General features: G+C 39.7%; 23 protein-coding genes. 6 read left to right on the forward strand and 17 right to left on the reverse strand.

What is annotated here, in order from left to right; genetic code table 11:
* Positions 1-9: 9 nt before the first annotated feature.
* Positions 10-1,752, reverse strand: a complete 1,743-nt coding sequence (locus tag FTT84_RS03145) for an FAD-dependent monooxygenase (protein ID WP_180079960.1) — start codon at positions 1,750-1,752, stop codon at positions 10-12.
* A 165-nt stretch (positions 1,753-1,917) separates the two neighbouring features.
* Between FTT84_RS03145 and FTT84_RS03150 the strand changes: the two genes are divergently transcribed.
* Together FTT84_RS03150 and FTT84_RS03155 are read left to right on the forward strand one after the other, a co-directional pair.
* Positions 1,918-2,817 (forward strand): LysR family transcriptional regulator, encoded by a 900-nt coding sequence (locus FTT84_RS03150; protein ID WP_180079962.1) that lies wholly within the window; start codon positions 1,918-1,920, stop codon positions 2,815-2,817.
* On the forward strand, positions 2,810-3,127 hold the full coding sequence (locus FTT84_RS03155) for an NGG1p interacting factor NIF3 (RefSeq protein WP_180079965.1): 318 nt from the start codon (positions 2,810-2,812) through the stop codon (positions 3,125-3,127). Before FTT84_RS03150 ends, FTT84_RS03155 begins: the two co-directional genes overlap by 8 nt.
* A gap of 195 nt (positions 3,128-3,322) precedes the next feature.
* Here FTT84_RS03155 and FTT84_RS03160 read toward each other — a convergent pair whose 3' ends face one another.
* Both FTT84_RS03160 and FTT84_RS03165 read right to left on the reverse strand, forming a co-directional pair.
* Complete coding sequence (locus tag FTT84_RS03160) at positions 3,323-4,096, reverse strand: nitroreductase family protein (RefSeq protein ID WP_180079967.1); 774 nt, start codon at positions 4,094-4,096, stop codon at positions 3,323-3,325.
* A gap of 94 nt (positions 4,097-4,190) precedes the next feature.
* Complete coding sequence (locus tag FTT84_RS03165) at positions 4,191-4,991, reverse strand: enoyl-CoA hydratase-related protein (RefSeq protein ID WP_180079970.1); 801 nt, start codon at positions 4,989-4,991, stop codon at positions 4,191-4,193.
* Between the two features lie 106 nt (positions 4,992-5,097).
* Here FTT84_RS03165 and FTT84_RS03170 point away from each other — a divergent pair, with 106 nt between their 5' ends.
* Both FTT84_RS03170 and FTT84_RS03175 read left to right on the forward strand, forming a co-directional pair.
* The gene (locus FTT84_RS03170; RefSeq protein ID WP_067765211.1) at positions 5,098-5,667 is read left to right on the forward strand and encodes a nicotinate-nicotinamide nucleotide adenylyltransferase; all 570 of its coding nucleotides are present in this window, start codon (positions 5,098-5,100) and stop codon (positions 5,665-5,667) included.
* Between the two features lie 77 nt (positions 5,668-5,744).
* Positions 5,745-6,329 carry a YceI family protein gene (locus FTT84_RS03175; RefSeq protein WP_257223350.1) on the forward strand — a complete coding sequence of 195 codons (585 nt, stop codon included), beginning with the start codon at positions 5,745-5,747 and terminating at the stop codon, positions 6,327-6,329.
* An 8-nt stretch (positions 6,330-6,337) separates the two neighbouring features.
* On the opposite strand, the gene FTT84_RS03180 is transcribed toward FTT84_RS03175, so the two are convergent.
* Positions 6,338-7,255 carry a LysR family transcriptional regulator ArgP gene (locus FTT84_RS03180; protein ID WP_180079972.1) on the reverse strand — a complete coding sequence of 306 codons (918 nt, stop codon included), beginning with the start codon at positions 7,253-7,255 and terminating at the stop codon, positions 6,338-6,340.
* Positions 7,256-7,394: 139 nt separating this feature from the next.
* Between FTT84_RS03180 and FTT84_RS03185 the strand changes: the two genes are divergently transcribed.
* Positions 7,395-8,006: a LysE/ArgO family amino acid transporter gene (locus FTT84_RS03185; protein ID WP_180079974.1), complete on the forward strand. Its 612-nt coding sequence runs from the start codon at positions 7,395-7,397 to the stop codon at positions 8,004-8,006.
* A gap of 99 nt (positions 8,007-8,105) precedes the next feature.
* On the opposite strand, the gene FTT84_RS03190 is transcribed toward FTT84_RS03185, so the two are convergent.
* The 5 genes from FTT84_RS03190 to dapD all read right to left on the reverse strand — a co-directional run bounded on the left by FTT84_RS03190 (position 8,106) and on the right by dapD (position 11,459).
* On the reverse strand, positions 8,106-8,561 hold the full coding sequence (locus FTT84_RS03190; RefSeq protein WP_180056944.1) for a peroxiredoxin: 456 nt from the start codon (positions 8,559-8,561) through the stop codon (positions 8,106-8,108).
* 133 nt (positions 8,562-8,694) lie between these two features.
* Complete coding sequence (locus FTT84_RS03195) at positions 8,695-9,102, reverse strand: hypothetical protein (RefSeq protein WP_074383343.1); 408 nt, start codon at positions 9,100-9,102, stop codon at positions 8,695-8,697.
* Positions 9,103-9,115: 13 nt separating this feature from the next.
* On the reverse strand, positions 9,116-9,787 hold the full coding sequence (gene queC, locus FTT84_RS03200) for a 7-cyano-7-deazaguanine synthase QueC (RefSeq protein WP_180079976.1): 672 nt from the start codon (positions 9,785-9,787) through the stop codon (positions 9,116-9,118).
* Positions 9,788-9,813: 26 nt separating this feature from the next.
* Positions 9,814-10,524 carry a 7-carboxy-7-deazaguanine synthase QueE gene (queE, locus tag FTT84_RS03205; RefSeq protein WP_067765191.1) on the reverse strand — a complete coding sequence of 237 codons (711 nt, stop codon included), beginning with the start codon at positions 10,522-10,524 and terminating at the stop codon, positions 9,814-9,816.
* Positions 10,525-10,637: 113 nt separating this feature from the next.
* Positions 10,638-11,459: a 2,3,4,5-tetrahydropyridine-2,6-dicarboxylate N-succinyltransferase gene (gene dapD, locus FTT84_RS03210; RefSeq protein WP_067765188.1), complete on the reverse strand. Its 822-nt coding sequence runs from the start codon at positions 11,457-11,459 to the stop codon at positions 10,638-10,640.
* A gap of 375 nt (positions 11,460-11,834) precedes the next feature.
* On the opposite strand from dapD, the gene carO reads away from it, so the two are divergent.
* On the forward strand, positions 11,835-12,542 hold the full coding sequence (carO, locus tag FTT84_RS03215) for an ornithine uptake porin CarO (protein WP_180079978.1): 708 nt from the start codon (positions 11,835-11,837) through the stop codon (positions 12,540-12,542).
* A gap of 72 nt (positions 12,543-12,614) precedes the next feature.
* Here carO and FTT84_RS03220 read toward each other — a convergent pair whose 3' ends face one another.
* From FTT84_RS03220 to FTT84_RS03255, 8 genes are all read right to left on the reverse strand, one after another.
* Positions 12,615-13,838, reverse strand: coding sequence for a transport of long-chain fatty acid (locus FTT84_RS03220; protein WP_257223351.1), 1,224 nt, complete (start codon positions 13,836-13,838; stop codon positions 12,615-12,617).
* Between the two features lie 148 nt (positions 13,839-13,986).
* On the reverse strand, positions 13,987-14,910 hold the full coding sequence (locus FTT84_RS03225; protein WP_067765182.1) for a CysB family HTH-type transcriptional regulator: 924 nt from the start codon (positions 14,908-14,910) through the stop codon (positions 13,987-13,989).
* Positions 14,911-14,964: 54 nt separating this feature from the next.
* Positions 14,965-16,026 carry a sulfate/molybdate ABC transporter ATP-binding protein gene (locus FTT84_RS03230; RefSeq protein WP_180056930.1) on the reverse strand — a complete coding sequence of 354 codons (1,062 nt, stop codon included), beginning with the start codon at positions 16,024-16,026 and terminating at the stop codon, positions 14,965-14,967.
* Positions 16,027-16,037: 11 nt separating this feature from the next.
* Positions 16,038-16,925 carry a sulfate ABC transporter permease subunit CysW gene (cysW, locus tag FTT84_RS03235; protein ID WP_180079981.1) on the reverse strand — a complete coding sequence of 296 codons (888 nt, stop codon included), beginning with the start codon at positions 16,923-16,925 and terminating at the stop codon, positions 16,038-16,040.
* A complete protein-coding gene (gene cysT, locus FTT84_RS03240) occupies positions 16,922-17,755 on the reverse strand; it encodes a sulfate ABC transporter permease subunit CysT (RefSeq protein ID WP_067765176.1) in 834 nt (277 codons plus the stop codon). The genes cysW and cysT overlap by 4 nt, the downstream gene beginning before the upstream one ends.
* Positions 17,756-17,841: 86 nt before the next feature.
* Complete coding sequence (locus FTT84_RS03245; protein ID WP_067765174.1) at positions 17,842-18,447, reverse strand: alpha/beta hydrolase; 606 nt, start codon at positions 18,445-18,447, stop codon at positions 17,842-17,844.
* A 33-nt stretch (positions 18,448-18,480) separates the two neighbouring features.
* The gene (locus tag FTT84_RS03250) at positions 18,481-19,494 is read right to left on the reverse strand and encodes a sulfate ABC transporter substrate-binding protein (protein ID WP_180079982.1); all 1,014 of its coding nucleotides are present in this window, start codon (positions 19,492-19,494) and stop codon (positions 18,481-18,483) included.
* A gap of 177 nt (positions 19,495-19,671) precedes the next feature.
* Entirely contained in the window at positions 19,672-20,679 is a 1,008-nt protein-coding gene (locus FTT84_RS03255) for a sulfate ABC transporter substrate-binding protein (RefSeq protein WP_180079984.1), read from the reverse strand.
* Positions 20,680-20,723: the final 44 nt, after the last annotated feature.

The raw sequence follows: 20,723 nt of genomic DNA on the forward strand, positions 1-20,723 counted from the left end.
TTTTATTGATTAAACAGCCAATTGAATCTGCTTCAGCACAGCCTTCAACGTATTTTCAAAATCAAAAGCAGCATTTGTACTGTCTTGATATCGCCATGCCACATAACCATCTGGACGAACCAAAACTGCACCTGATTCATGAATTTCAGATTTAGCATTCCAAGTACCATATACATCACGATACTCACGTGAACCAACTTGAATCACATCCAAATAAGGCAAATCCAAAGCTTCGGCAGCTTGCTTCCAGCCTTTGCCAGACAAGCCCATAATTAAGGTAAAACGACCTTTGCCTGTGATGTCTAAAGTTGAAATTTTTTGGCCTTTGGTATTAATCAACCATGTATGCGGTACTTTAGCACCTGGACGTGTGGTCGCTTGTAAGTACAGTTGTTGATCTTTTTCAAATACTTCAGGTTCAGATTCACCCATCACTGCATTGGACGTATAACGCTGATTTAGCTCTACACCTTGCGCGTTAAACTCAAAGTTTTTAATTTCTAAAGCATGGAACAGTTTTTGACGAATTTCAGCACCTTGCTCATTTTCAGCGAAGATTCGTTCCAACATTTGTTTTTGCGTCGTCACACCTTGTTCAAAGCCGAAAACATCTTTCATGTATTTATAGTCAAAGCGTGATTGATTGGCACGCGCGACAATTTGCTTGCCAACAGGTGCACGTTCAAGCGTATATGAATCAAGTAGCGATGGTAGTGACCAGCCTTTAACTGCGTATGCAAGTTTCCAACCGAGGTTAAAAGCATCTTGCATACAGGTATTTGAGCCTAAACCACTTGATGGTGGATGACGATGTACCGCATCACCACCGCAGAATACACGCCCTTTTGAATATTCAGTTGCCCATGTTTGGTTTACATACCAATAGGATAATTTTTGAATTTCAACATCTTCAACTTCAGCACCGACAAAGGTATTGAGTCGAGCACGAACTTGTTCTTCGGTGACTTGTGGTTCACCTTTGGAAATATCAAAGCCCCAACCCATAATCCATTCATTCCACGGTGTAATGGCACGGAGTAAGCCCATGCCCAGATCACCAAAGCTGGCTTCAGGATTGACAATCCATTGCAAAATGGCAGGGCGGTGTTGCACATATTTGGAAAGATCAGCTTTAAACGTGACATAGACTGTACCTGCACGAGACATCACCCCTTCAAGGGGTAAATCAAGCTGTTCAAGGACTTTGGATTTTGCCCCATCCATACCGACCAAATATTTGGCACGTAAGCTGAATTCAGTATTTGTAATACGATTTAAAAAGGTTGCTGTTACACCATGCTCATCTTGCACATGGGATAAATATTCAGTATTGAAATTATATATTGCGCCACGTTCAGCAGCATTTTTAACTAATAATGCTTCCATTTTGGGCTGAATTAAATCTACTAAAGGGCAAGGGCTACCTTTGATGTAATCACCGTGACGTTCATCACCTGTACCCCAAGCACTGAGGCGTGCAATTTCTTCACCAACTAAACTGGTAGTTACGAGACTTTCACCCATCTGCTCCCATGGAGTAGCAATTTCTAGAACTTGTTTTTCAATACCTAAATCACGTAACACTTCCATAGCACGCTGATTGGTAATATGCGCACGTGGACTGTTGGCTAACCAATTAAATTGAGTACAAAGTTGAACTTTTACGGCATAATTTGCCAAAGCTAAGCCCAAAGTTGAGCCCGCAGGTCCCGTACCAATGACTAATACATCGGTATCATACGCTTGTGTCATACTTGACTCCGTTTTTTAAGTCCAATTCAGTCTTTGACTGGTGCTTATTGAAGTCTAAGTAAGCAGTTTAGTGAATGAAATATGTATTGGTTTTAAGTCTAGATGTATATAAATTTTCTCTACATACTAAGGATGATTGAGAGAATCGAGTGAATAGGTTGTGAGATGGAACTGCGTCATTTACGTTATTTTTTAACGGTTGCTGAAGAGCAAAGTTTTACCAAAGCCGCAGAAAAACTGTTTACGGCTCAACCATCGCTTAGCCAACAAATTAAGGACTTAGAACAAGAAGTTGGCGTAACTTTATTTGAACGTTCAGCACGTAAAGTTACTTTGACCGATGAAGGACAGGCTTTTCAATTTCATGCGCAGCAAGCATTAGAGAGTAGTAAATTAGCAGTCGCTGCGGCGAGACAAGTTGCACAGCAAAAAAATAATCAAATTCATATCGGCTTTTTAAATGTCGCTGAAATTAAACTGATGCCAACTATTTTGGCGCAACTTAAAAGCACTATTCCTGATATAAAAATTCATCTGCATAGTTTGACCTGCTTAGAGCAAATTCAAGCGCTGAAAAATGCGGAATTGGATATCACCTTTACCCGCTATGAACTACAGCATTCAGATTATGAAAATATTCATTTGATGAGCGAGCAAATTTATATGGTAGCTTTAGAGAGCTTACATCCCTCAGTTCGTCCATTAAAATTACAAGAATTGAAAAATCATACGGTGATTATGTGTGAGAAAAATGCTTCTCCAGTCTTTTATGAAAAGTTAAATGCTCTGATTGCATTTCATCAACTTAGGCATGATCAAATGCTATGGGTGACTAATGTTATGCTGCATCTCAATTTAATTAATATGGGGATGGGTTTTAGTTTTGTCCCAGAATATTTATTAAAATTCTTAAGTCCTCAGGTTAAGATTATTCAAACAGATATAGTGCTGCCGCAGCTTGGCTTATATGCTAGTTTTGCAAAAAATTCTAAAAATATTGCACTGAATTTAATTAGCAATGCTTTAAAGCAAGATCATGCAGTGATAGAGAATATACATGCTTAAACTGATTTATTACGTTCCAGAATCTCACCTTGATGCAACAAAACTTGCGGTATTTGAAGCCGGTGCGGGTGGTATAGGTAATTATGAGCACTGTGCATGGCAGGTTTTAGGCACAGGGCAATTTAAGCCGGTAAAAGGTGCGAGTCCATTCATTGGTGAGTTGGATACTTTAGAGCGTATTCCGGAATGGCGGGTGGAAACTATTGTTCCAGAAGATCGAGCGAGTCATGTCGCGAGAGCTTTAAAGGTGAGTCACCCTTATGAGGAGCCTGCTTTTGAGTTTATTCAGATGGTCGATGTTGAGTATTAATGCCGCATCACTATCGCTATATGCGGTAATTGTTTTCATTTATTGATCTGTAGATGATTTTTACTTTTCACGGGCGAAAAGTAACAAAAGCCCTTTGTTTGACTGATGGGACGTCCTGTCCCACAGTCAAACGGTCGCGACATCCTTGTCGCCCTACGTGTATCAAATGATCTTGATGGGTAAATGATGTGGTCATTAAACCTTTTGAATAAATAACTTACGGTCAAAACGATACTGAGGAAAGAACACGCCATCTGCTGCTCGTTCACCAGCACCAATTACCATCACAGGATATTGCTGATGATTCAGTCCGAGTATTTTATTCACCATTGGCTCATCAAAACCTTCCATCATACAGCTATCAAAACCATAGGCACGTAAAGCTAAAACTAAGTTTTCGCATGCTAACGCTGTGGTTTTACTTGCCCATAATTTCGCATCGGCTTTATTAAAGGCAGTCACAGGTAATTGTTTATCGAGTGTGCGTGCAACTTTGAAAGCTACTTTCTTAAAGTTACCTAGTGAGTTGAAGTAACCGGTTTTATAGTTATAGGGAATGAACTTGTAATATTTTAGAACAGCGGCAGGGGCTTCAGGAAATGGAAATTCAGAAATATTACGTTTTGCCATTTCATCAACACGGTCAGTACGCGCGACACAGACAATCAATTCAGCAGCAGTTTTTGCAGCTAGTTGCCCTAAGCAAGCTTTCACTAATTGTTTTTTCTTTGTAGGGTTTTGAACGACGTAGAATGTCCACGGTTGTAAATTGGATGAATTGGGTGCAAGCAAGGCGAGGTCTAAGCATTCATCTAAAATGTCGTTTGGAATGGCCTTGTCGGTAAACTTACGTACAGAACGACGGCTTTGTACAACTTTTTTAAAATTCTCGATATCGATGCCTTCAGGCGCAGGCTCGTAGTAGCGTTTCTTTTCAGGTTTATTGTCAGTTTGTGATGCTGCAGTCATGTGGAAACATCCAGTTTTTTAATTTAGAAAATAGATTGGGGCTGAGATGAAAAAAACCACCCAAATATGAGTGGTTTTTTAGTTCCATTACAAATTAATTGAACTGAGAGAAGTCAGGTTTACGTTTTTGCATAAAGGCTGCAACAGCTTCCATCATTTCTGGAGAGCCTACTCGATCCATGAAAATTTCAGCTTCATGGTCAATCCATGCCACGATTTCATCTACATTATGTTTCATTAATGCTTTTGATTGAACCAAAGATGCTAGTGGAAGTGCAGATAACTGTGCTGCTTTTTTCGCAGCTGTCGCATAAGCATCTTCTTCAATGCTATTGACCAAATTTGCTGAAAGCGCTGTCGCACTATCAAACTTCTGAGCAGTTAACAGTAATTCCGCCGCTTTATGGTAGCCGGCTTGTTGAACCAATAGCTTGCTCGATGCACCTTCAGGCGATAGACCAAGGCTCACAAACGGAATTTGGAATAGGGCAGTATTGTCGCTGTAGACTAGATCGCAATGAAGCAGAATCGTAACACCAATCCCAATGGCAACACCGCGAACCGCAGCAATCAGCGGCTTAGAAAATTGAGCAGCGGATTTTAATAAAATAAACGGTGCGCCTTCAGAAGCTGGAGCTTGTCCTTTTTGAGCAGCAGATTTCATAAAATCTTGCATGTCATTGCCCGCACTGAAGTCAGCATCTGCACCACGTAAAATAACAACGCGCACAGAGTTATCTTGATCTGCTTCATCTAAAGCTTTGGCAATCCACAGATATAACTCTGTATACAGCGCATTTTTCGCTTGAGGACGGTTAATGGCTAAGGTTAGTACGCCATTGTCTAAATTCGCATTCAAATGTTCATGAGGTTGTTGAATACAGCTCAGTGTCATCGTACTATCCTTGCTTAATAGTTTCATTTTGATTTTATGCCCGACATTATGTCGCATATTTCACTTGGCGGCACAACTGCTCAGTTCATAAAAAGTTTGATTTGTTATGAAATATTCATTTGATTATTTGGTTTTCATTGGGCGCTTTCAGCCTTTTCATTTTGCGCATTTAGAAACCATTAAAATTGCGTTAGAGCAAAGTCAAAATGTATTATTGGCATTAGGATCTGCTCAAAATGAAAGAAATTTAAAGAATCCTTTTCTTGCAACTGAACGTGAAGAAATGATCTTGTCGAATTTCTCAGAACAAGATCAAAAGCGAATTAAGTTTGTCCATGTTATTGATGTCTATAACAGTGAGAAATGGCAAAAATTAGTCAAAACTCTTGTTGCAGATGTCGTGGAAGAGGGGGCTAAAGTTGGACTTATTGGACATTTTAAAGATGAGTCTTCTTATTATTTAAATCTCTTCCCTGAATGGCCGATGGTCGAATTAGAAAGTTTAGCAGGTGCGATATCAGCGACACCTTTAAGAGAAGCTTTTTACCGTGGTGAAATTTTACCTGATGCATTTCCTGGTGGGACGATCGCGTTTTTACAAACCTTTCAACGCACCGACATTTATAAACAACTTCAACACAAATTTTTGACTCAGGATAAAACGAACCTGATTTAAAAGCCGTTACTATGCTTATGTCCCTCATTACGCAACGAGGTGATCTAAAAAAAGAAGACTTATAATAGGAGTAGATGATGTGGCAGCGCATGGAAAACTCGGCAAAGCGATTAACCAAATATTTTACAGCATTCTTATGCTTAGCCATGTGTTCGCAACTTTATGCGACAAACTGGACACTGACGCCAAGTAGCCAAATTAGCTTTGGCATTAAGTCTGTAGGTTTGTCTATAGTGGAGGGGCGTTTTAACCAAGTTCAATCGCAACTTGTTTTTGATCCTGAATTACCGCAACGCGGATTGGCAACTTTGGTCTTGGATGTCGAAAGTTTAAGTTTGAGTAAGCCGAGCCTAAAAGGATTGATTTTAGGCAGTGAATTTTTCGATGTAGCTGCATTTAAGCAAGTCACATTTAAAAGTACATCGATCAAACCTATTGCTTATGCAAAATATCAGATCTATGGCAATCTTACATTACGTGGTGTCACTAAGCCTGTGATATTTGATACGACCTTAACGCCTACAGCGAACAATGCAAAATTACTTGATGTGCATGCGACAACAACCATCAACCGCAGTGACTTTGGTATGCGTAAGGCATTGGGTGGTGTAGGTGAGCAGGTCACAATTCAACTCAAAGGGCAATGGAAACCAGCTCAATAAATACTAAGCTAGCCTGTAAGGTGTGTATGCTCACTTTTCTGCATTTTTAAATGTGCACTTCGAACCAAGACTTCGGTGATTTTTTGTAGTTGTAGCGATTGTTGATTCCAATGATGCCAATAAAGCTCTAGTTCATGCTTAAACTCGGGCAAAATTTCGATTAATTCACCATATTTCAGTCGATTGCCAATTTGATAATCTGGCAGCATACCAAAGCCTAAACCAAGCAAAATTGTTTCTACAAATGCATTTGATGATGGGATGAAATGATGTGGATAGCTCTGTGGACTCAGACCAAATTGTTTTTGAATTAAATCTGTATGGAGATGATCTTTGGCATTATAAATAACCGCAGGAGCATGTCTTAGGCTTTCGCGATGAATGCCTTGTTGAAACCATCTATTAATAAAGTTGGGTGTCGCAACCATTCTGTAAGTCATCGAACCAATTCGCACAGCTTGGCAGCCTTTCATCGCATACTGTTCAGTCGAGATGCATGCATTGACTAAGCCAGCCTCCAGTAGATGATGAGTTTGACTTTGATCATCGACCTTTAAATGCAATGCAATTTTTTCTTCAATGAGTACGTGCTGTAGTGTGCTGAGTAGCCAAGTTGCGAGTGAATCATCATTGGTTGCAATATTGACTTGATAGAATTCGTTAGCAGCAGATTTGCCTGTAAGCTGTTGTATCAATTGCTGCTCCAGCAAGCGGCTATGTTGTAAATAATGCAATAAGGCTTCACCTGAAGAAGTGACGCGACAAGGCCGTTCTCTCACGATCAGTAAATGACCAAGTTGTTTTTCGAGCTGCTGTACACGTAAAGTGATTGCGGAAGCCGTTAAGCACAGGCGCTCCGCAGCGAAATCAAAACTACCCGTTTCAGCAACAGCAAGAAAAGCCTCACACTGTTTACTATTAAGCATATTTACGCTCCGCTACAATTAAATCAAAACATTTTAACAACTCAGTTTATTTTAGTTTGAGTGATATTAATTTAGAAATAATCAATTTAATTTTTAAAGTTAGATAATCAAATAAAATCTAATATGTCTGTAAATAATCATGTTTTCTACTTATTTTCATGGTCTTGCACTGGGTTTAAGCCTATGCGTTGCAATTGGGCCACAAAATGCTTTTGTTTTAAAGCAAGGATTAAAATGCCAACATATTTTGTGGATATGCCTGATTTGTACATTGTCAGATGCCATATTAATTGCTTTAGGTGTGCTGGGCTTTTCGGGTTTGATTCGATCTTATCCTGATTTACTTACATGGGCGAAATATGCAGGCGCAGCATTTTTAATGTTTTATGGTTGGCAGCATTTTCAACATATGCGACAAGGTGGTCAGGCCTTAAATCCAGAAGGGCAGTCTGAAGCGCATCTAGGACAGATTGTACTCATTTGTTTGGCTTTTACTTGGCTCAATCCACATGTATATCTGGATACAATCGTGTTAATTGGTTCGGTTTCGACTCAATATCAAACACATTCTCTGGCCTTTGCTTTTGGTGCAATGAATGCATCATTCGTGTTCTTTTTTGCTTTGGGGTATGGGGCACGATATTTATTGCCAATATTTCAACATCCACGTTCATGGCAAATATTGGATGGTATCATTGCCTTAATGATGTGGGGAATTGCAATTTCTTTGTTGTGTAGTGCGAGTTTTTAATAATTTAGTGTGCTGTATTTAGCTTTTCAACAAGTAATAAAAAGCCCGATAAATTCGGGCCTTTTTTAAAATCTATTTCAGGAAGTGACACCTTAGATCTTAAGCTTGTATGCTTTTTAAATCTTCAAGTACTTGTTCTGCATGGCCAGCCGCTTTGACTTTGCGATATTCTTTGATCAATTCACCGTTATGGAAAATGAACGTTGAACGTTCAATGCCCATCACTTTTTTACCATACATATTTTTTTCTTTAATTACGTCAAAGTGATGACAAAGGGTTTCTTCTTTATCACTGATTAAATTAATGCTTAAATTTTGTTTTTCTGTGAAGTTCTGATGAGCTTTTACAGAATCTCGAGAAACACCAAATATAGTGGTGTTCAAAGTGTCAAACTGATCTTTTAAACATGAAAATCCAACAGCTTGTGTGGTGCAACCTGGTGTTGAGTCTTTTGGATAGAAATACACAATTAACCATTCCGTATGAAGTTCAGCAAGGTTAATTTCACCAGTCGTTGTTGGAAAAACTTGATTAGGTAGAGTTAAAGCAGACATGTAAGTTCCTTACTTTGATTCCGCCCTAAAGGCAGCAATTATCGTGTTTTGATGTCATTCATCATACAGAATTTGTCATGAAGTTAAAGCCGTAAAAAAAGCCTGCAATTGCAGGCTTTTCTTGTTTTCTAACTTATTTTTTTGCTTGCGCAGATTTCATTGCTTCTTCAGTTAAGGTTTTTAATTTACCTGTTAACTGAGGACCGAAGCATGCTTGTAAATCTTTATTTTGTTTTTGAACAAAAGCAAGTGTTGCAGGGCTTTTCTTCTGGTTGATTGTGCTTTGGATTTCCCATTTTTGAGCATTGGTTAAACGACCATCTGCCTCAACAGCACAAGTACAGTATTTACTAACTTCAGCAGCAGTTAGTTTTTTACCTTTGCCAGTTTCTTCTTTACAAACATTAATTAACGAAGATTTAACGTTAGTGCTCTTATATGCTTGTTGAAGCTTGTCGTTGTCAGCGTGAGCAACTGAAGCAAACAATGCAGCTGCAGAGATAGCAGCAGAAAGAATAATGTTTGATTTTAAATTTTTCATAAACCCTACCTTGTTATTTCGGTATGTAACGTGTCGGATCTTCAACACCTGCATCCGCAAAACCTTGTTTACGCAGACGGCAGCTATCGCATTTACCGCAAGCACGACCTTGGTCATCTGCTTGATAGCAAGACACCGTTTGACTGTAGTCTACGCCATGTTCTATGCCTAAGCGAATGATATTTGCTTTGGATAAATGTAACAGAGGTGTTTCAAATTTAAGTGGTTTTCCTTCAACACCGACCTTTGTTGCAAGACGAGCCATGTTGGCAAATGCGTCAATAAATTCAGGGCGACAGTCTGGATAGCCTGAGTAATCAACCGCATTAATGCCGATAACAATCGCTTCTGCACCAAAAACCTCGGCAGCAGCAAGTGCATACGAAAGGAAAATGGTGTTACGTGCTGGTACATAAGTTACAGGAATACCGGTTTGTTCATGATCTGGTACTTCAATGCTATGGTCTGTTAACGCAGAACCACCCAAGTTACCCAAATCAATATTAATGACACGATGTTCTACACCAGCTTGCTGAGTTAATACACGAGCAGCATCAAGTTCAGTCGTTGAACGTTGACCATACATAAAGCTCAATGCGATACACTCATAGCGTGCTTGAGCCCAAGCTAAACATGTAGTTGAGTCTAAACCGCCAGACAATAAAACTATGGCACGAGGGCGCATATGCATTACTCCAAATTTTTTAAAACTTAACGACCAGTTTCATCGTTCCAAAGCAATTTATGTAACTGCAATTGAAAGCGAACAGGGAGATGGTCTTCTAAAATCCATTGTGCTAAATCACGTGCAAGTTGAGGTAAACGAACCGCACCTTTTTCTACTGCGAATGCAGGGGAGAACCAAATGGTGCTCACTTTTTCGTTGAGTTTATATTGTTCAACTTGCTGTTTTGACCATTCATAGTCTTCACGGTTACAAATCACAAATTTGATTTGGTCGTGTTGAGTTAGATGATCGAAGTTGCTAAGCAAATTTCGTGCAACTTCACCCGAAGTTGGGGTTTTTAAATCCATAACTTTAGAAACACGCGGATCAACTTTAGAGACATCTAAAGCACCGCTGGTTTCTAATGAGACTTCGCAGCCTAAATCGGCAAGACGCGTCATTAATGGTAATGCGTTCGGTTGAGCAAGCGGCTCACCACCCGTCACGCAAATATAAGGCGTTTTAAAATCTAACGTAGTTTGAATAATTTCTTCTAATGATTGGCGTTCACCGCCTTCAAACGAATAGGTGGTATCGCAATAGGTGCAACGTAATGGGCAACCGGTTAAACGGATAAAGACTGTTGGTAAGCCCGCAGTATTGGCTTCGCCTTGCAATGAATAGAAAATCTCCGTGATACGTAAACCCGCAGACGGATCAGAAACAGGAATAGTGGAAGATCGAAGGGTACTCATAGCAAAATTAACCAGATATAAAAAAACAAAAAATCTCTACGATCATTTCTAACCGTAGAGACGAGGAGCGTTTAAAGCTCCGAGGAACATAAATGCTCCGGATAAATTAAGACTTAGTCTTCGCGTAACAAATCGTTCAAGCTTGTTTTCGCACGAGTTTTCGCGTCAACTTTTTTCACGATTACTGCTGCATATAAGCTGTATTTACCGCATTTAGATGGAAGGCTACCAGAGACAACTACAGAACCAGCAGGTACACGACCGTAATGAATCTCGCCAGTTTCACGGTCATAAATCTTAGTAGATTGACCAATGAATACGCCCATAGAAATTACAGAACCTTCTTCTACGATTACACCTTCAACGATTTCAGAACGTGCACCGATGAAGCAGTTATCTTCAATAATTGTTGGGTTCGCTTGAAGTGGTTCAAGAACACCACCAATACCAACACCACCAGATAAGTGAACGTTTTTACCAATTTGTGCACATGAACCAACGGTTGCCCATGTATCAACCATAGTACCTTCGTCAACATACGCACCGATGTTTACATAAGAAGGCATCAATACAACGTTTTTCGCTTGGAATGAACCTTTACGCGCAACAGCAGGTGGAACTACACGTACACCAGCAGCTTTAAATTGTTCTTCAGTCCAATCAGAAAACTTAGTATCAACTTTGTCATAGAAGCGTAGATCACAAGCTTCCATTGGTTTGTTGTCATTTAATTTGAATGATAACAATACGGCTTTCTTAATCCATTGGTGAACAACCCATTCACCATCAATTTTTTCAGCAACACGTAATGAACCATTATCAAGGCCGGCAATAACTTCTTCAACGGCTTGACGGATTTCAGCTGAGCAGTCCGCTGCTGTGAAATTCGCACGGTCTTCAAACGCTTGTTCAATGATTGTCGAAAGCTGAGACATGTTCTTCCATCCAGAAAAAAATTTTCCAAGATTTTACACTAAAACGTGTCAAAAATAGATGAAAAAACAGCTAAAGATCGGAATTAATAATTAAACACAGACGAAATACTAAAAAACAAAGGTGATGTACTTATCAATGTAAATTGAATTGTAGAAAAAATACACAAAATATACAGCCAAAATTTCGAAGTCTCTTAAAATTATGGCATGCAGAAATAAAAAAACTATTATTAATCAACATTAAATTCAAATTGTATCAAAAGTTAACAAAAAGTCAGTAATTCTGCATAAAAGTTGAGCGACCATTCATTTAAGATGTGCCATATAACAAGATTGAACGAAATCTGAAAAACAGTTTATTTTGAGGAGAAACACATGAAATCATTAGGTTTATTGACTATTGCAGCAGTACTTGCAGCTTCTGCTGGTTCAGTAATGGCTGACACATCAGTTGTTCACGATGGCTATGCATTTGACCAAAATCAATTAATTCCGACAGGTGCTCGTTTAGAAGTAGGTACGACTGGCTATGGTGGTGCATTACTTTGGACTGCTAATCCTTACGTTGGCCTTGCATTAGGTTATAACGGTGGTGACATTTCTTGGTCTGATGATTTGTCTGTTGATGGCGTGAAATACGACATGGATATGGACAATAAACTCGCTTACTTAAATGCTGAAATTCGTCCTTGGGGTGCGAGTGCAAATCCATGGGCACAAGGTTTATATGTAGCTGCGGGTGTAGGTTATGTAGATACTGAGTATACACTTGACAAACGTCGTAGAGGTGATACACCAATTGAAATTGGTGGTCAAGATACGAACTTTACACGTGTAAATGGTACAGTTTCTTACGATAACGATATTGCACCGTACGTTGGTTTAGGTTTTGCTCCAAAGCTGAATAAAAACTGGGGCGTTTTTGGTGAAGTAGGTGCATATTATACAGGTAACCCAACAGCCAACTTAACAGGTGTTGGTGATGATCCATTAATCCTTGCTGATCATGAACGTAAAGTTGAACAAGATGATAAATATCAATGGCTTCCAGTGGGTAAAGTTGGTGTAAGTTATCACTGGTAAGTTTTCATAAAAAACATAGAATAAAAAAACGAGCTTCGGCTCGTTTTTTTTGCATTTTTAATGATTTAAACATTAAAAATGATGGCCAATTTTCAAGCCGTAAACAAACGCATCGTTATCATCTACACTTGATAAACCAGAGATGTGAGAAGAACTTGGACTAGTGGGTATCGATGGTTTAGAAAATTTCAAATAATAAAGTCCACTTGCAATGAATGTATCAGCATTAAACCTCAACATATTGCCCAAACCTATACCACGGTAACCATCACTTGGATTTAATGTTGATGCTGGGTTTCCTGTGCCATTATCCCAAACGAACTCTAATCCAGTAAGTAAAGAAGGGTTCCATTGATGAGCAAACCCAATTTTTCCCGACCACTGATCTTTTTTATAGTCAATCAATTTAAGCTTTGCTAATTCAGCATAACGCGGATCAAGCGAGGCATAATGAAGTACAGCTGTGAGTTGCGGTGGCTGAATAACAAAATCCTGCCAATTAACCCAACGTACACTGCCATAGGCAATGTTTTTGGAACTTAGTCCCGTTTGTAGTTCTAAATTCACCGATTGCGGTGTTTCAAATGTTGTGTGAAATTCAGGGCTCAGTGTAATAGGACCATTGGAATACAATGTGGATTCACTGGTTCTATTCTTGTGTGTAATTTTAGAGCGGTAGGTTAAGCTGGTTTTAATTGCATATTCAGGATATTGATAACTGAGCCCAGCGAGCCATCCCAAACCATTGTCATTCTTAAAGTGAACATCATAGCCATTCAGGGCGTCGTATTGTTGTCCTGAGACTTTTAAATTTCCTTTAAATGATTGAGCACTTAAACCAGTATAAAAGTTCCAATTTTTAGTGGGTTGGTAGCCTAAGAGACCAGTAAAGTTGTGAGTGCTAAAATTGATATCAGCAGCTTCGATTTCAATTCTGGAACCATCGGCTAAGCTTGGGCTATAGACGTAACTAACATCAGTTTTAAATGGTTGTTCGTAAATTAAGCCCGTCGAAATTTTAGCGTGTGGTTGAAATTTTAATGCGAATTTTGTTGTGTATTCACGCTGTACGAGGTTGCCGGTAGAAAATTCTTGAATGCCTAATTCAGCGATATATTCTTTATATTGTACCTCGCCATCAACTTTGGCATCAAAGATCGCAAGGTTGATTTCTGCATAATTATTAGGCTCGAGGAAGGCTGAAATGTTTTGATCCATTTGTTCAAGCGCAGCTGCCTGAACAAATTGAAAAGGTACACCCAACGTCATCGCAAAATAAAATATTTTATTTTTCATAAAGCCCTGGCTGTCACAAAAGTTTTAAATTTATTATTTTCAGTTTATATTTTAATCAAATATTCAAAAAAAACCATATAAATGTCATGGGTATTCAAAAAAATTCATAAAAAAGAGGGCAGTACGCCCTCACTATTGTTTTAAAGTCTTAATCTTCAGGATATGCGACTCTTTTTAGTGCTTTGATATCTGCATCGGGTGAGCACAGAGAAATAAACTCATAACCATAGCCACGCAGTAAATGACCTTTGCGTACGGCAATCCAAGTTGTATTTACACCAAAGATGTCGGTTGGAATTTGTTTAAGTCGATAATCACGTTCGGTGTCATAAGCGACATCATTGACAATACCAACACCCATGTTGAGCTCGACATAAGTTTTAATGACATCGGCATCGAGCGCTGACATGACGATATCAACATCAAAGCCTGACTCTTCAAAAGCTTTATCAATTTTTGAACGACCCGTAAAACCACCGTGATAGGTGATGATTGGGTAATTAGATAAATCTTCAATTGTAATATTTGATTTTTGCGTAAGTGGATGATTTTGTGGTGTAATGATACTGTGCTGCCAATTATAATAAGGCACACTTGCAAGGTTGTCTTCGGTGGTTAAAGACTCTGTTGCAATACCAATATCGGCTTCACCTTGAAGCAACATTTCAGTGATTTCAACAGGACTTGCTTGTTGTAAAATCAGATGAACTTTGGGAAATTCTTTTTTAAATTGATTCACGATAGGTGGTAAGACATATCGCGCTTGCGTATGCGTTGTCGCAATGGTCAGTGTACCTTCATCGACTTTGTTAAAGTCATCTGCTAGACGTTTGATATTGTCTGCATCGACCAACATGCGTTCAACGATACCGAGTAAGGATTGGCCTGGTTCAGTTAAACCAAGTAGGCGTTTACCTTTACGAATAAATAATTGTACGCCTAGTTCATCTTCTAGGTCTTTAATGTGTTTACTTACACCAGACTGCGAGGTGTAAAGTGCAGCAGATGCTTCAGTTAAATTAAAATTCTGACGTACAGTTTCTCGAATAATTCTTAATTGTTGGAAATTCATAATCTTTTATACCTTAAAAGAGGATGGGGCGGTAATTGCCCCATCTTTTCGTCTTTATGCGACTTGATTTTCAAATAAGTGCAATGCAGTTGCACTTAACCATACCGTTTGATTTGGACGGAACTGATGTGCTTTTGCTTCATCAGGTGTCAATGAAATTTCAATCAAATTCCCTTGGCGGTCATTCAGCTCAGCAATCACTTTACCTGCGATCCATAATTCACGGATAAAGGTCGCTTGGATGGCATTTTCCTGCGGTTGTGCATGTATACGTAACTCATCAGGACGAGCAAACGCAATAACATTACCTTGTGGCGCGTTTTCAGGTTGTGGTAAACGCACTCGGTCTTCACCAATTTGAATCACGCCATTTGAACTTTGACCTTCAAAACGGTTTGCTTGACCTAAGAAATCAAATACAAACGGTGTTGCAGGCTTTTCATAAACTTCACGCGGGGAACCAATCTGTTCTACATTTCCTTTATTCATCACAATGATTTGGTCAGCAACTTCAAGCGCTTCTTCTTGGTCATGTGTAACGAAAATTGAAGTAATGTGTAGTTCGTCGTGCAAGGTACGTAACCAACGACGTAATTCTTTACGAACTTTGGCATCAAGCGCGCCAAATGGTTCATCGAGTAGTAATACACGAGGTTCAACCGCTAATGCACGAGCAAGCGCAATACGTTGACGCTGACCGCCTGAAAGCTGAGCAGGATAACGATCTGCCAAGAAACCAAGTTGAACAAGATCGAGTAAGCGAGTTACACGCTTTTTAATGTCAGCTTCAGTTGGACGTGTTGCACGTGGGCGAACACGAAGACCGAATGCGATGTTGTCAAACACAGTCATGTGGCGGAACAAGGCATAATGCTGAAATACAAAGCCAACTTCACGTTCACGGACATGAACTTGCGTTGCATCTTCACCTTCCAAAATGACTTGGCCGCCGTCAGCAGATTCTAGACCAGCAATAATACGAAGCAGTGTGGTTTTACCGCAGCCTGATGGCCCAAGTAGGGCAACCAATTGACCATCTGGGAAATCTAAAGAGATATTTTTAAGTGCATGGAATGCACCAAAGTGTTTTTCAATATTTTTAACTTGAATACTCATGAGGTCATTCCTTAAGAAACTTGTGAATCTTCTTTACGCTTGTCTTGTTTTTCCTGACGAATTTCAACCCATGTTTTTAAAATCAGGGTCACAATCGCGAGGAGTGCCAATAGAGATGACACAGCAAAGGCAGCGCTAAAAGTGTATTCGTTGTAAAGGATTTCTACGTGTAGCGGTAAAGTGTTGGTTTCGCCGCGGATATGGCCTGAAACCACAGATACAGCACCAAACTCACCCATTGCTCGTGCATTACACAGAATCACGCCGTAGATTAAGCCCCATTTGATATTCGGTAAGGTCACTTTCCAGAAAGTTTGCCAACCAGACGCACCAAGTACAATGGCCGCTTCTTCTTCTTCTGTACCCTGTGCTTCCATTAACGGAATGAGTTCTCGTGCAACAAAAGGTACAGTAATAAACACAGTTGCTAGAACAATTGCTGGAACCGCATACAAAATTTTGATGTCGTTATCCATTAACCAGCCACCAAGCCAGCCTTGCGTACCGAATATCAATACCAACATTAAACCTGCAATAACAGGTGAAACAGAGAATGGCATATCAATAATGGTGGTTAAAATCGATTTACCACGGAAATTAAATTTCGCCACAGTCCATGCGGCAGCTACACCAAAAACTACGTTAAGTGGTACGGCAATCACTGCAGTAAGTAAGGTGAGTTTAACCGCTGACAAGGTATCAGGATGTACCAAAGCTTGTAGGTAAACGCCAACACCTTGTTTAAATGCTTCAACAAAAACCAAAATTAATGGCAAGATGAGGCAGCTTAGAAAGAAAATCAGCGCAATGATAATTAAGGTATAGCGCACCCACGTAGGTTCACGGGTCGCATCGCGTGACTGTAATTTTTTCGCAAGTGCATTACTGTTGACATTCATCGTGCAGTTCTCCCTGTGCGGCGACTTGCCCAAGCTTGTACTAAGTTAATCAAGAACAAAATCGCAAATGAAATTACTAGCATGACAACAGCGATGGTGGTTGCACCTGCATAGTCATATTCTTCTAGGCGAGAAATAATCATCAATGGCGCAATTTCAGTCTTAAATGGCTGATTACCAGCAATAAAGATTACAGAACCATATTCACCCACGCCACGAGCAAATGCTAAGGCAAAACCGGTTAATAGAGCAGGGAATAAAATTGGCAAAATCACCTTGGTCACAATCTGAAAACGGTTTGCACCGAGTGCAGATGCAGCCTCTTCAAGTTCAGTTTCCAAGTCACTTAGAACGGGTTGAACGGTACGAACGACAAATGGGATACCAATGAAGATGAGTGCCAATGTGATACCAATAGGGGTATAGGCAACTTTAATACCAATCGGTTCAAGATATTGACCGATCCAACCTGTAGGTGCATACAGTGAAGTTAATGCAATACCTGCAACAGCTGTGGGTAAAGCAAAAGGTAAGTCTACTAATGCATCGACAATACGTTTACCTGGAAAGTTGTAACGTACTAAACACCAAGCCAGTAATAAGCCAAATACCACATTGACTAGTGCAGCAATAATTGCGGCACTAAAACTTAACTGCAATGACTTCAAAATTCGCTCTGAGCTCAAAATGTCCCAAAGTCCATCCCAACCAATACCGAGCGATTTAATAAATACCGCTGAAAGTGGGATGAGAACGATTAATGACAAATACGCTAGGGTAAAGCCTAGAGAAAGACCAAATCCTGGCAGCACTCGGGATCGCTGCGACATGATTACTCCTCAAAAAGAGAAAGGCTGACAGTAGAGGTCAGCAAAAATTTAAAAAATGAATTCGCGACAAGCATAGTTAGCAGTGCTTAAAAAGCAAATTTAAATAAATACTTGTGATCATCAGTTATATTGATATGTTGCATAGAATTTTCTGAAATTAAGTAATTGTAAATTTCAGGGAATGGGCCAAAACCCGATGCAACATTAATATGTCCAACAGCACCCATATTGACCGGATATAACTTCCAAGCGTCAGCAAGTTGCTTGGCATCGTCAAATGCTAGCCAAGGATCATTTTCACTGATCAACATGGTTGCGGGTACACGAATACTTAACTGATGAAAGAACGCTTTGTAGTCTGTCGCACTATTACGTGCGAAACCATTTTCACCAAAGCGAGCCGGGTTTGCTGGTGCAACCAAAACTAAATTTTTAATTTTTTGATTTAGTTCAGGGTGCAGCGCAAGTGCAGCTACTGTGGTTAAGCAGCCAAAGCTATGAGCCACAATTTGAATATCACCTTGGAGTGGACGAACAGTTTTTAAAAATTGTTTGATCCAGTCTTTAAGTACAGGGTGATTCCAGTCTTTTTGTTGAACACGAGAGCATGACATCAGTTGACGCTGTAACCATGACTGCCAATGTGCATGTTCGCTTCCGCCTACACCAGGGACAATTACTGTATGTGTCATGTCAATGCTCCTTATTCAGTCAAAGCGGTTGGTTTATTTGCCATTGTTGGCTTTTACAATTTGGTCAAATACACCGCCATTTTCGAAATGTGCTTTTTGTACTTTATTCCAACCACCAAACTCTTTATCTATCGTAACGAGTTTTAATGGCTGAAAAACTTTGCTGTACTGTGCCAATGTTTTGGCATCACGCGGGCGATAGAAGTTTTGAGCTGCAATTTGTTGGCCACGAGGTGAATAAAGGAAGTTTAAATAACCTTTGGCTAAATTTAAGTTGCCTTTTTTCTCGGCATTTTTTTCAACAATCGCAACAGGCGGTTCAGCTAAAATTGAAAGTGATGGAGTCACAATTTCAAATTTACCTGGTTGTTCACGAATAGCTAGATGCGCTTCATTTTCCCAAGCCAATAAAACATCACCGATACCGCGTTCAGCAAATGTTGTCGTTGAACCACGTGCACCTGAATCAAGGACTTTGGTATTTTTATAAATTTTACGAACAAATTCTTGCGCTGTTGTATCACTACCGCCAGCTTGGTGTTTAGCCCACGCCCATGCAGCTAAATAGTTCCAACGTGCACCGCCTGAAGTTTTTGGGTTTGGGGTAATAATGCCCACACCCGGTTTCACAAGATCGCCCCAGTCCTTAATCGCTTTTGGGTTGCCTTTACGGACAAGGAAAACAATCGTTGATGTATAAGGAGTTGAGTTGTGTGGTAGTTTCTTTTGCCAATCTGCTGGGAGAAGTTGGGTTTTTTCAGTTAAAACATCAATGTCAGCAGCTAAGGCAAGCGTCACAACATCGGCATCCAAACCATCTAACACAGCACGTGCTTGTTTGCCTGAACCACCGTGTGATTGTTTGAAATTAATTTTTTGACCTGTACGGCTTTCCCAATATTTACTGAAGTCTTTATTCACACTTTCGTACAATTCACGCGTCGGGTCATAAGATACGTTTAAAAAATCTTTTGCTGCTGCGCCCAATGAAAGGGTGGATACTACAGCAGCTAAAACACCCAATTTTAATTTAGCGGAAATGCTCATGTGAACCTCAATATTTTTTTACATGGTTTGTAACATGGATGCAGAATAGCGCTTATCTTTATGCATAAAAAATAATTAAAAACGAATTTAATATGAATAAAAAAGATAATAAAGAGTGTGGGTGTAAAAAAGCACCGACCTTATGTAAAAGATCGATGCTTTAGTGAAATGCTTAACTTATTTTGAATTATTGGTTTTTACAATTTGATCGAAAATACCGCCATTTTCAAAATGTTTGTTTTGTACTTTGCCCCAACCACCAAACTCTTTGTCAATCGTGACGAGTTTTAAAGGTTTAAATACATTTTTATATTTCGCTAAAACTGCTGCATTACGTGGACGATAGTAATTTTGTGCGGCAATGGTTTGACCTGCAGGTGAATATAGATAGTTCAAATATGCCTTGGCTAAGTTTTCATTACCGTCTTTTTTCACATTCTTTTCAACAATTGCCACTGGTGGCTCAGCTAAAATCGATAAAGATGGTGTAATGATTTCAAATTTACCGGGTTGTTCGCGCACAGCCAAATGTGCTTCATTTTCCCAAGCCAGTAATACATCGCCAATGCCACGTTCAGCAAATGTTGTTGTTGCACCGCGAGCACCTGAATCAAGTACTTTGGTTTGTTTATAAATCTGACGAACGAATTCCTGAGCTTTACTATCGTTACCCGCAGGTTGGTGTTTAGCCCAAGCCCATGCAGCTAAATAGTTCCAACGTGCACCTCCAGAGGTTTTCGGATTTGGTGTAATAATTTCAACACCTGGCTTGATCAGGTCGCCCCAATCTTTAATAGCCTTTGGATTGCCTTTACGCACAAGGAAGACAATAGTTGAGGTATAAGGTGTCGAGTTCTGTGGGAATTTTTTCTGCCAGTCTTTAGCCACTAAGCCACGTGCTGCAATTTCATCAATATCGGCAGCAAGTGCAAGCGTGACGACATCGGCATCTAAGCCATCAATGACAGCACGTGCTTGTTTACCTGAGCCGCCATGTGATTGTTTATAGTTAATGTCTTGTCCTGTGGTCTTTTTCCAATATGCACCAAAGTCTTTATTAAAGTTATCGTACAACTCACGTGTAGGGTCATAAGAGACATTTAAGAAATCTTTGGCCGATACGCTGAATGCTGTTGTCGAAATTAACGCAGCCAATACCCCAATTTTTAGTTTTGCAATGTTCATGTGTGCCTCATTTTTGTGCATGTTTTATTTAATGAAGTAAGAGT

Origin of the sequence: Acinetobacter sp. YH01019 (genome assembly GCF_013420285.1) — a bacterium.
Taxonomy (GTDB): domain Bacteria; phylum Pseudomonadota; class Gammaproteobacteria; order Pseudomonadales; family Moraxellaceae; genus Acinetobacter; species Acinetobacter gandensis.

Excerpts from the sequence above, each read along its gene's own strand:
- FTT84_RS03220 (WP_257223351.1), bottom strand. The coding sequence starts at position 13,838 with ATGAAAAATAAAATATTTTATTTTGCGATGACGTTGGGTGTACCTTTT.
- cysT (WP_067765176.1), bottom strand. The coding sequence starts at position 17,755 with ATGTCGCAGCGATCCCGAGTGCTGCCAGGATTTGGTCTTTCTCTAGGC.
- FTT84_RS03170 (WP_067765211.1), top strand. The coding sequence starts at position 5,098 with ATGAAATATTCATTTGATTATTTGGTTTTCATTGGGCGCTTTCAGCCT.
- FTT84_RS03150 (WP_180079962.1), top strand. The coding sequence starts at position 1,918 with ATGGAACTGCGTCATTTACGTTATTTTTTAACGGTTGCTGAAGAGCAA.
- queE (WP_067765191.1), bottom strand. The coding sequence starts at position 10,524 with ATGAGTACCCTTCGATCTTCCACTATTCCTGTTTCTGATCCGTCTGCG.
- FTT84_RS03245 (WP_067765174.1), bottom strand. The coding sequence starts at position 18,447 with ATGACACATACAGTAATTGTCCCTGGTGTAGGCGGAAGCGAACATGCA.
- FTT84_RS03250 (WP_180079982.1), bottom strand. The coding sequence starts at position 19,494 with ATGAGCATTTCCGCTAAATTAAAATTGGGTGTTTTAGCTGCTGTAGTA.
- FTT84_RS03255 (WP_180079984.1), bottom strand. The coding sequence starts at position 20,679 with ATGAACATTGCAAAACTAAAAATTGGGGTATTGGCTGCGTTAATTTCG.
- FTT84_RS03195 (WP_074383343.1), bottom strand. The coding sequence starts at position 9,102 with ATGAAAAATTTAAAATCAAACATTATTCTTTCTGCTGCTATCTCTGCA.
- FTT84_RS03230 (WP_180056930.1), bottom strand. The coding sequence starts at position 16,026 with ATGAGTATTCAAGTTAAAAATATTGAAAAACACTTTGGTGCATTCCAT.
- FTT84_RS03155 (WP_180079965.1), top strand. The coding sequence starts at position 2,810 with ATGCTTAAACTGATTTATTACGTTCCAGAATCTCACCTTGATGCAACA.
- FTT84_RS03190 (WP_180056944.1), bottom strand. The coding sequence starts at position 8,561 with ATGTCTGCTTTAACTCTACCTAATCAAGTTTTTCCAACAACGACTGGT.
- FTT84_RS03145 (WP_180079960.1), bottom strand. The coding sequence starts at position 1,752 with ATGACACAAGCGTATGATACCGATGTATTAGTCATTGGTACGGGACCT.
- FTT84_RS03175 (WP_257223350.1), top strand. The coding sequence starts at position 5,745 with ATGTGGCAGCGCATGGAAAACTCGGCAAAGCGATTAACCAAATATTTT.
- cysW (WP_180079981.1), bottom strand. The coding sequence starts at position 16,925 with ATGAATGTCAACAGTAATGCACTTGCGAAAAAATTACAGTCACGCGAT.
- FTT84_RS03180 (WP_180079972.1), bottom strand. The coding sequence starts at position 7,255 with ATGCTTAATAGTAAACAGTGTGAGGCTTTTCTTGCTGTTGCTGAAACG.
- FTT84_RS03225 (WP_067765182.1), bottom strand. The coding sequence starts at position 14,910 with ATGAATTTCCAACAATTAAGAATTATTCGAGAAACTGTACGTCAGAAT.
- queC (WP_180079976.1), bottom strand. The coding sequence starts at position 9,787 with ATGCGCCCTCGTGCCATAGTTTTATTGTCTGGCGGTTTAGACTCAACT.
- FTT84_RS03165 (WP_180079970.1), bottom strand. The coding sequence starts at position 4,991 with ATGACACTGAGCTGTATTCAACAACCTCATGAACATTTGAATGCGAAT.
- carO (WP_180079978.1), top strand. The coding sequence starts at position 11,835 with ATGAAATCATTAGGTTTATTGACTATTGCAGCAGTACTTGCAGCTTCT.
- FTT84_RS03185 (WP_180079974.1), top strand. The coding sequence starts at position 7,395 with ATGTTTTCTACTTATTTTCATGGTCTTGCACTGGGTTTAAGCCTATGC.
- FTT84_RS03160 (WP_180079967.1), bottom strand. The coding sequence starts at position 4,096 with ATGACTGCAGCATCACAAACTGACAATAAACCTGAAAAGAAACGCTAC.
- dapD (WP_067765188.1), bottom strand. The coding sequence starts at position 11,459 with ATGTCTCAGCTTTCGACAATCATTGAACAAGCGTTTGAAGACCGTGCG.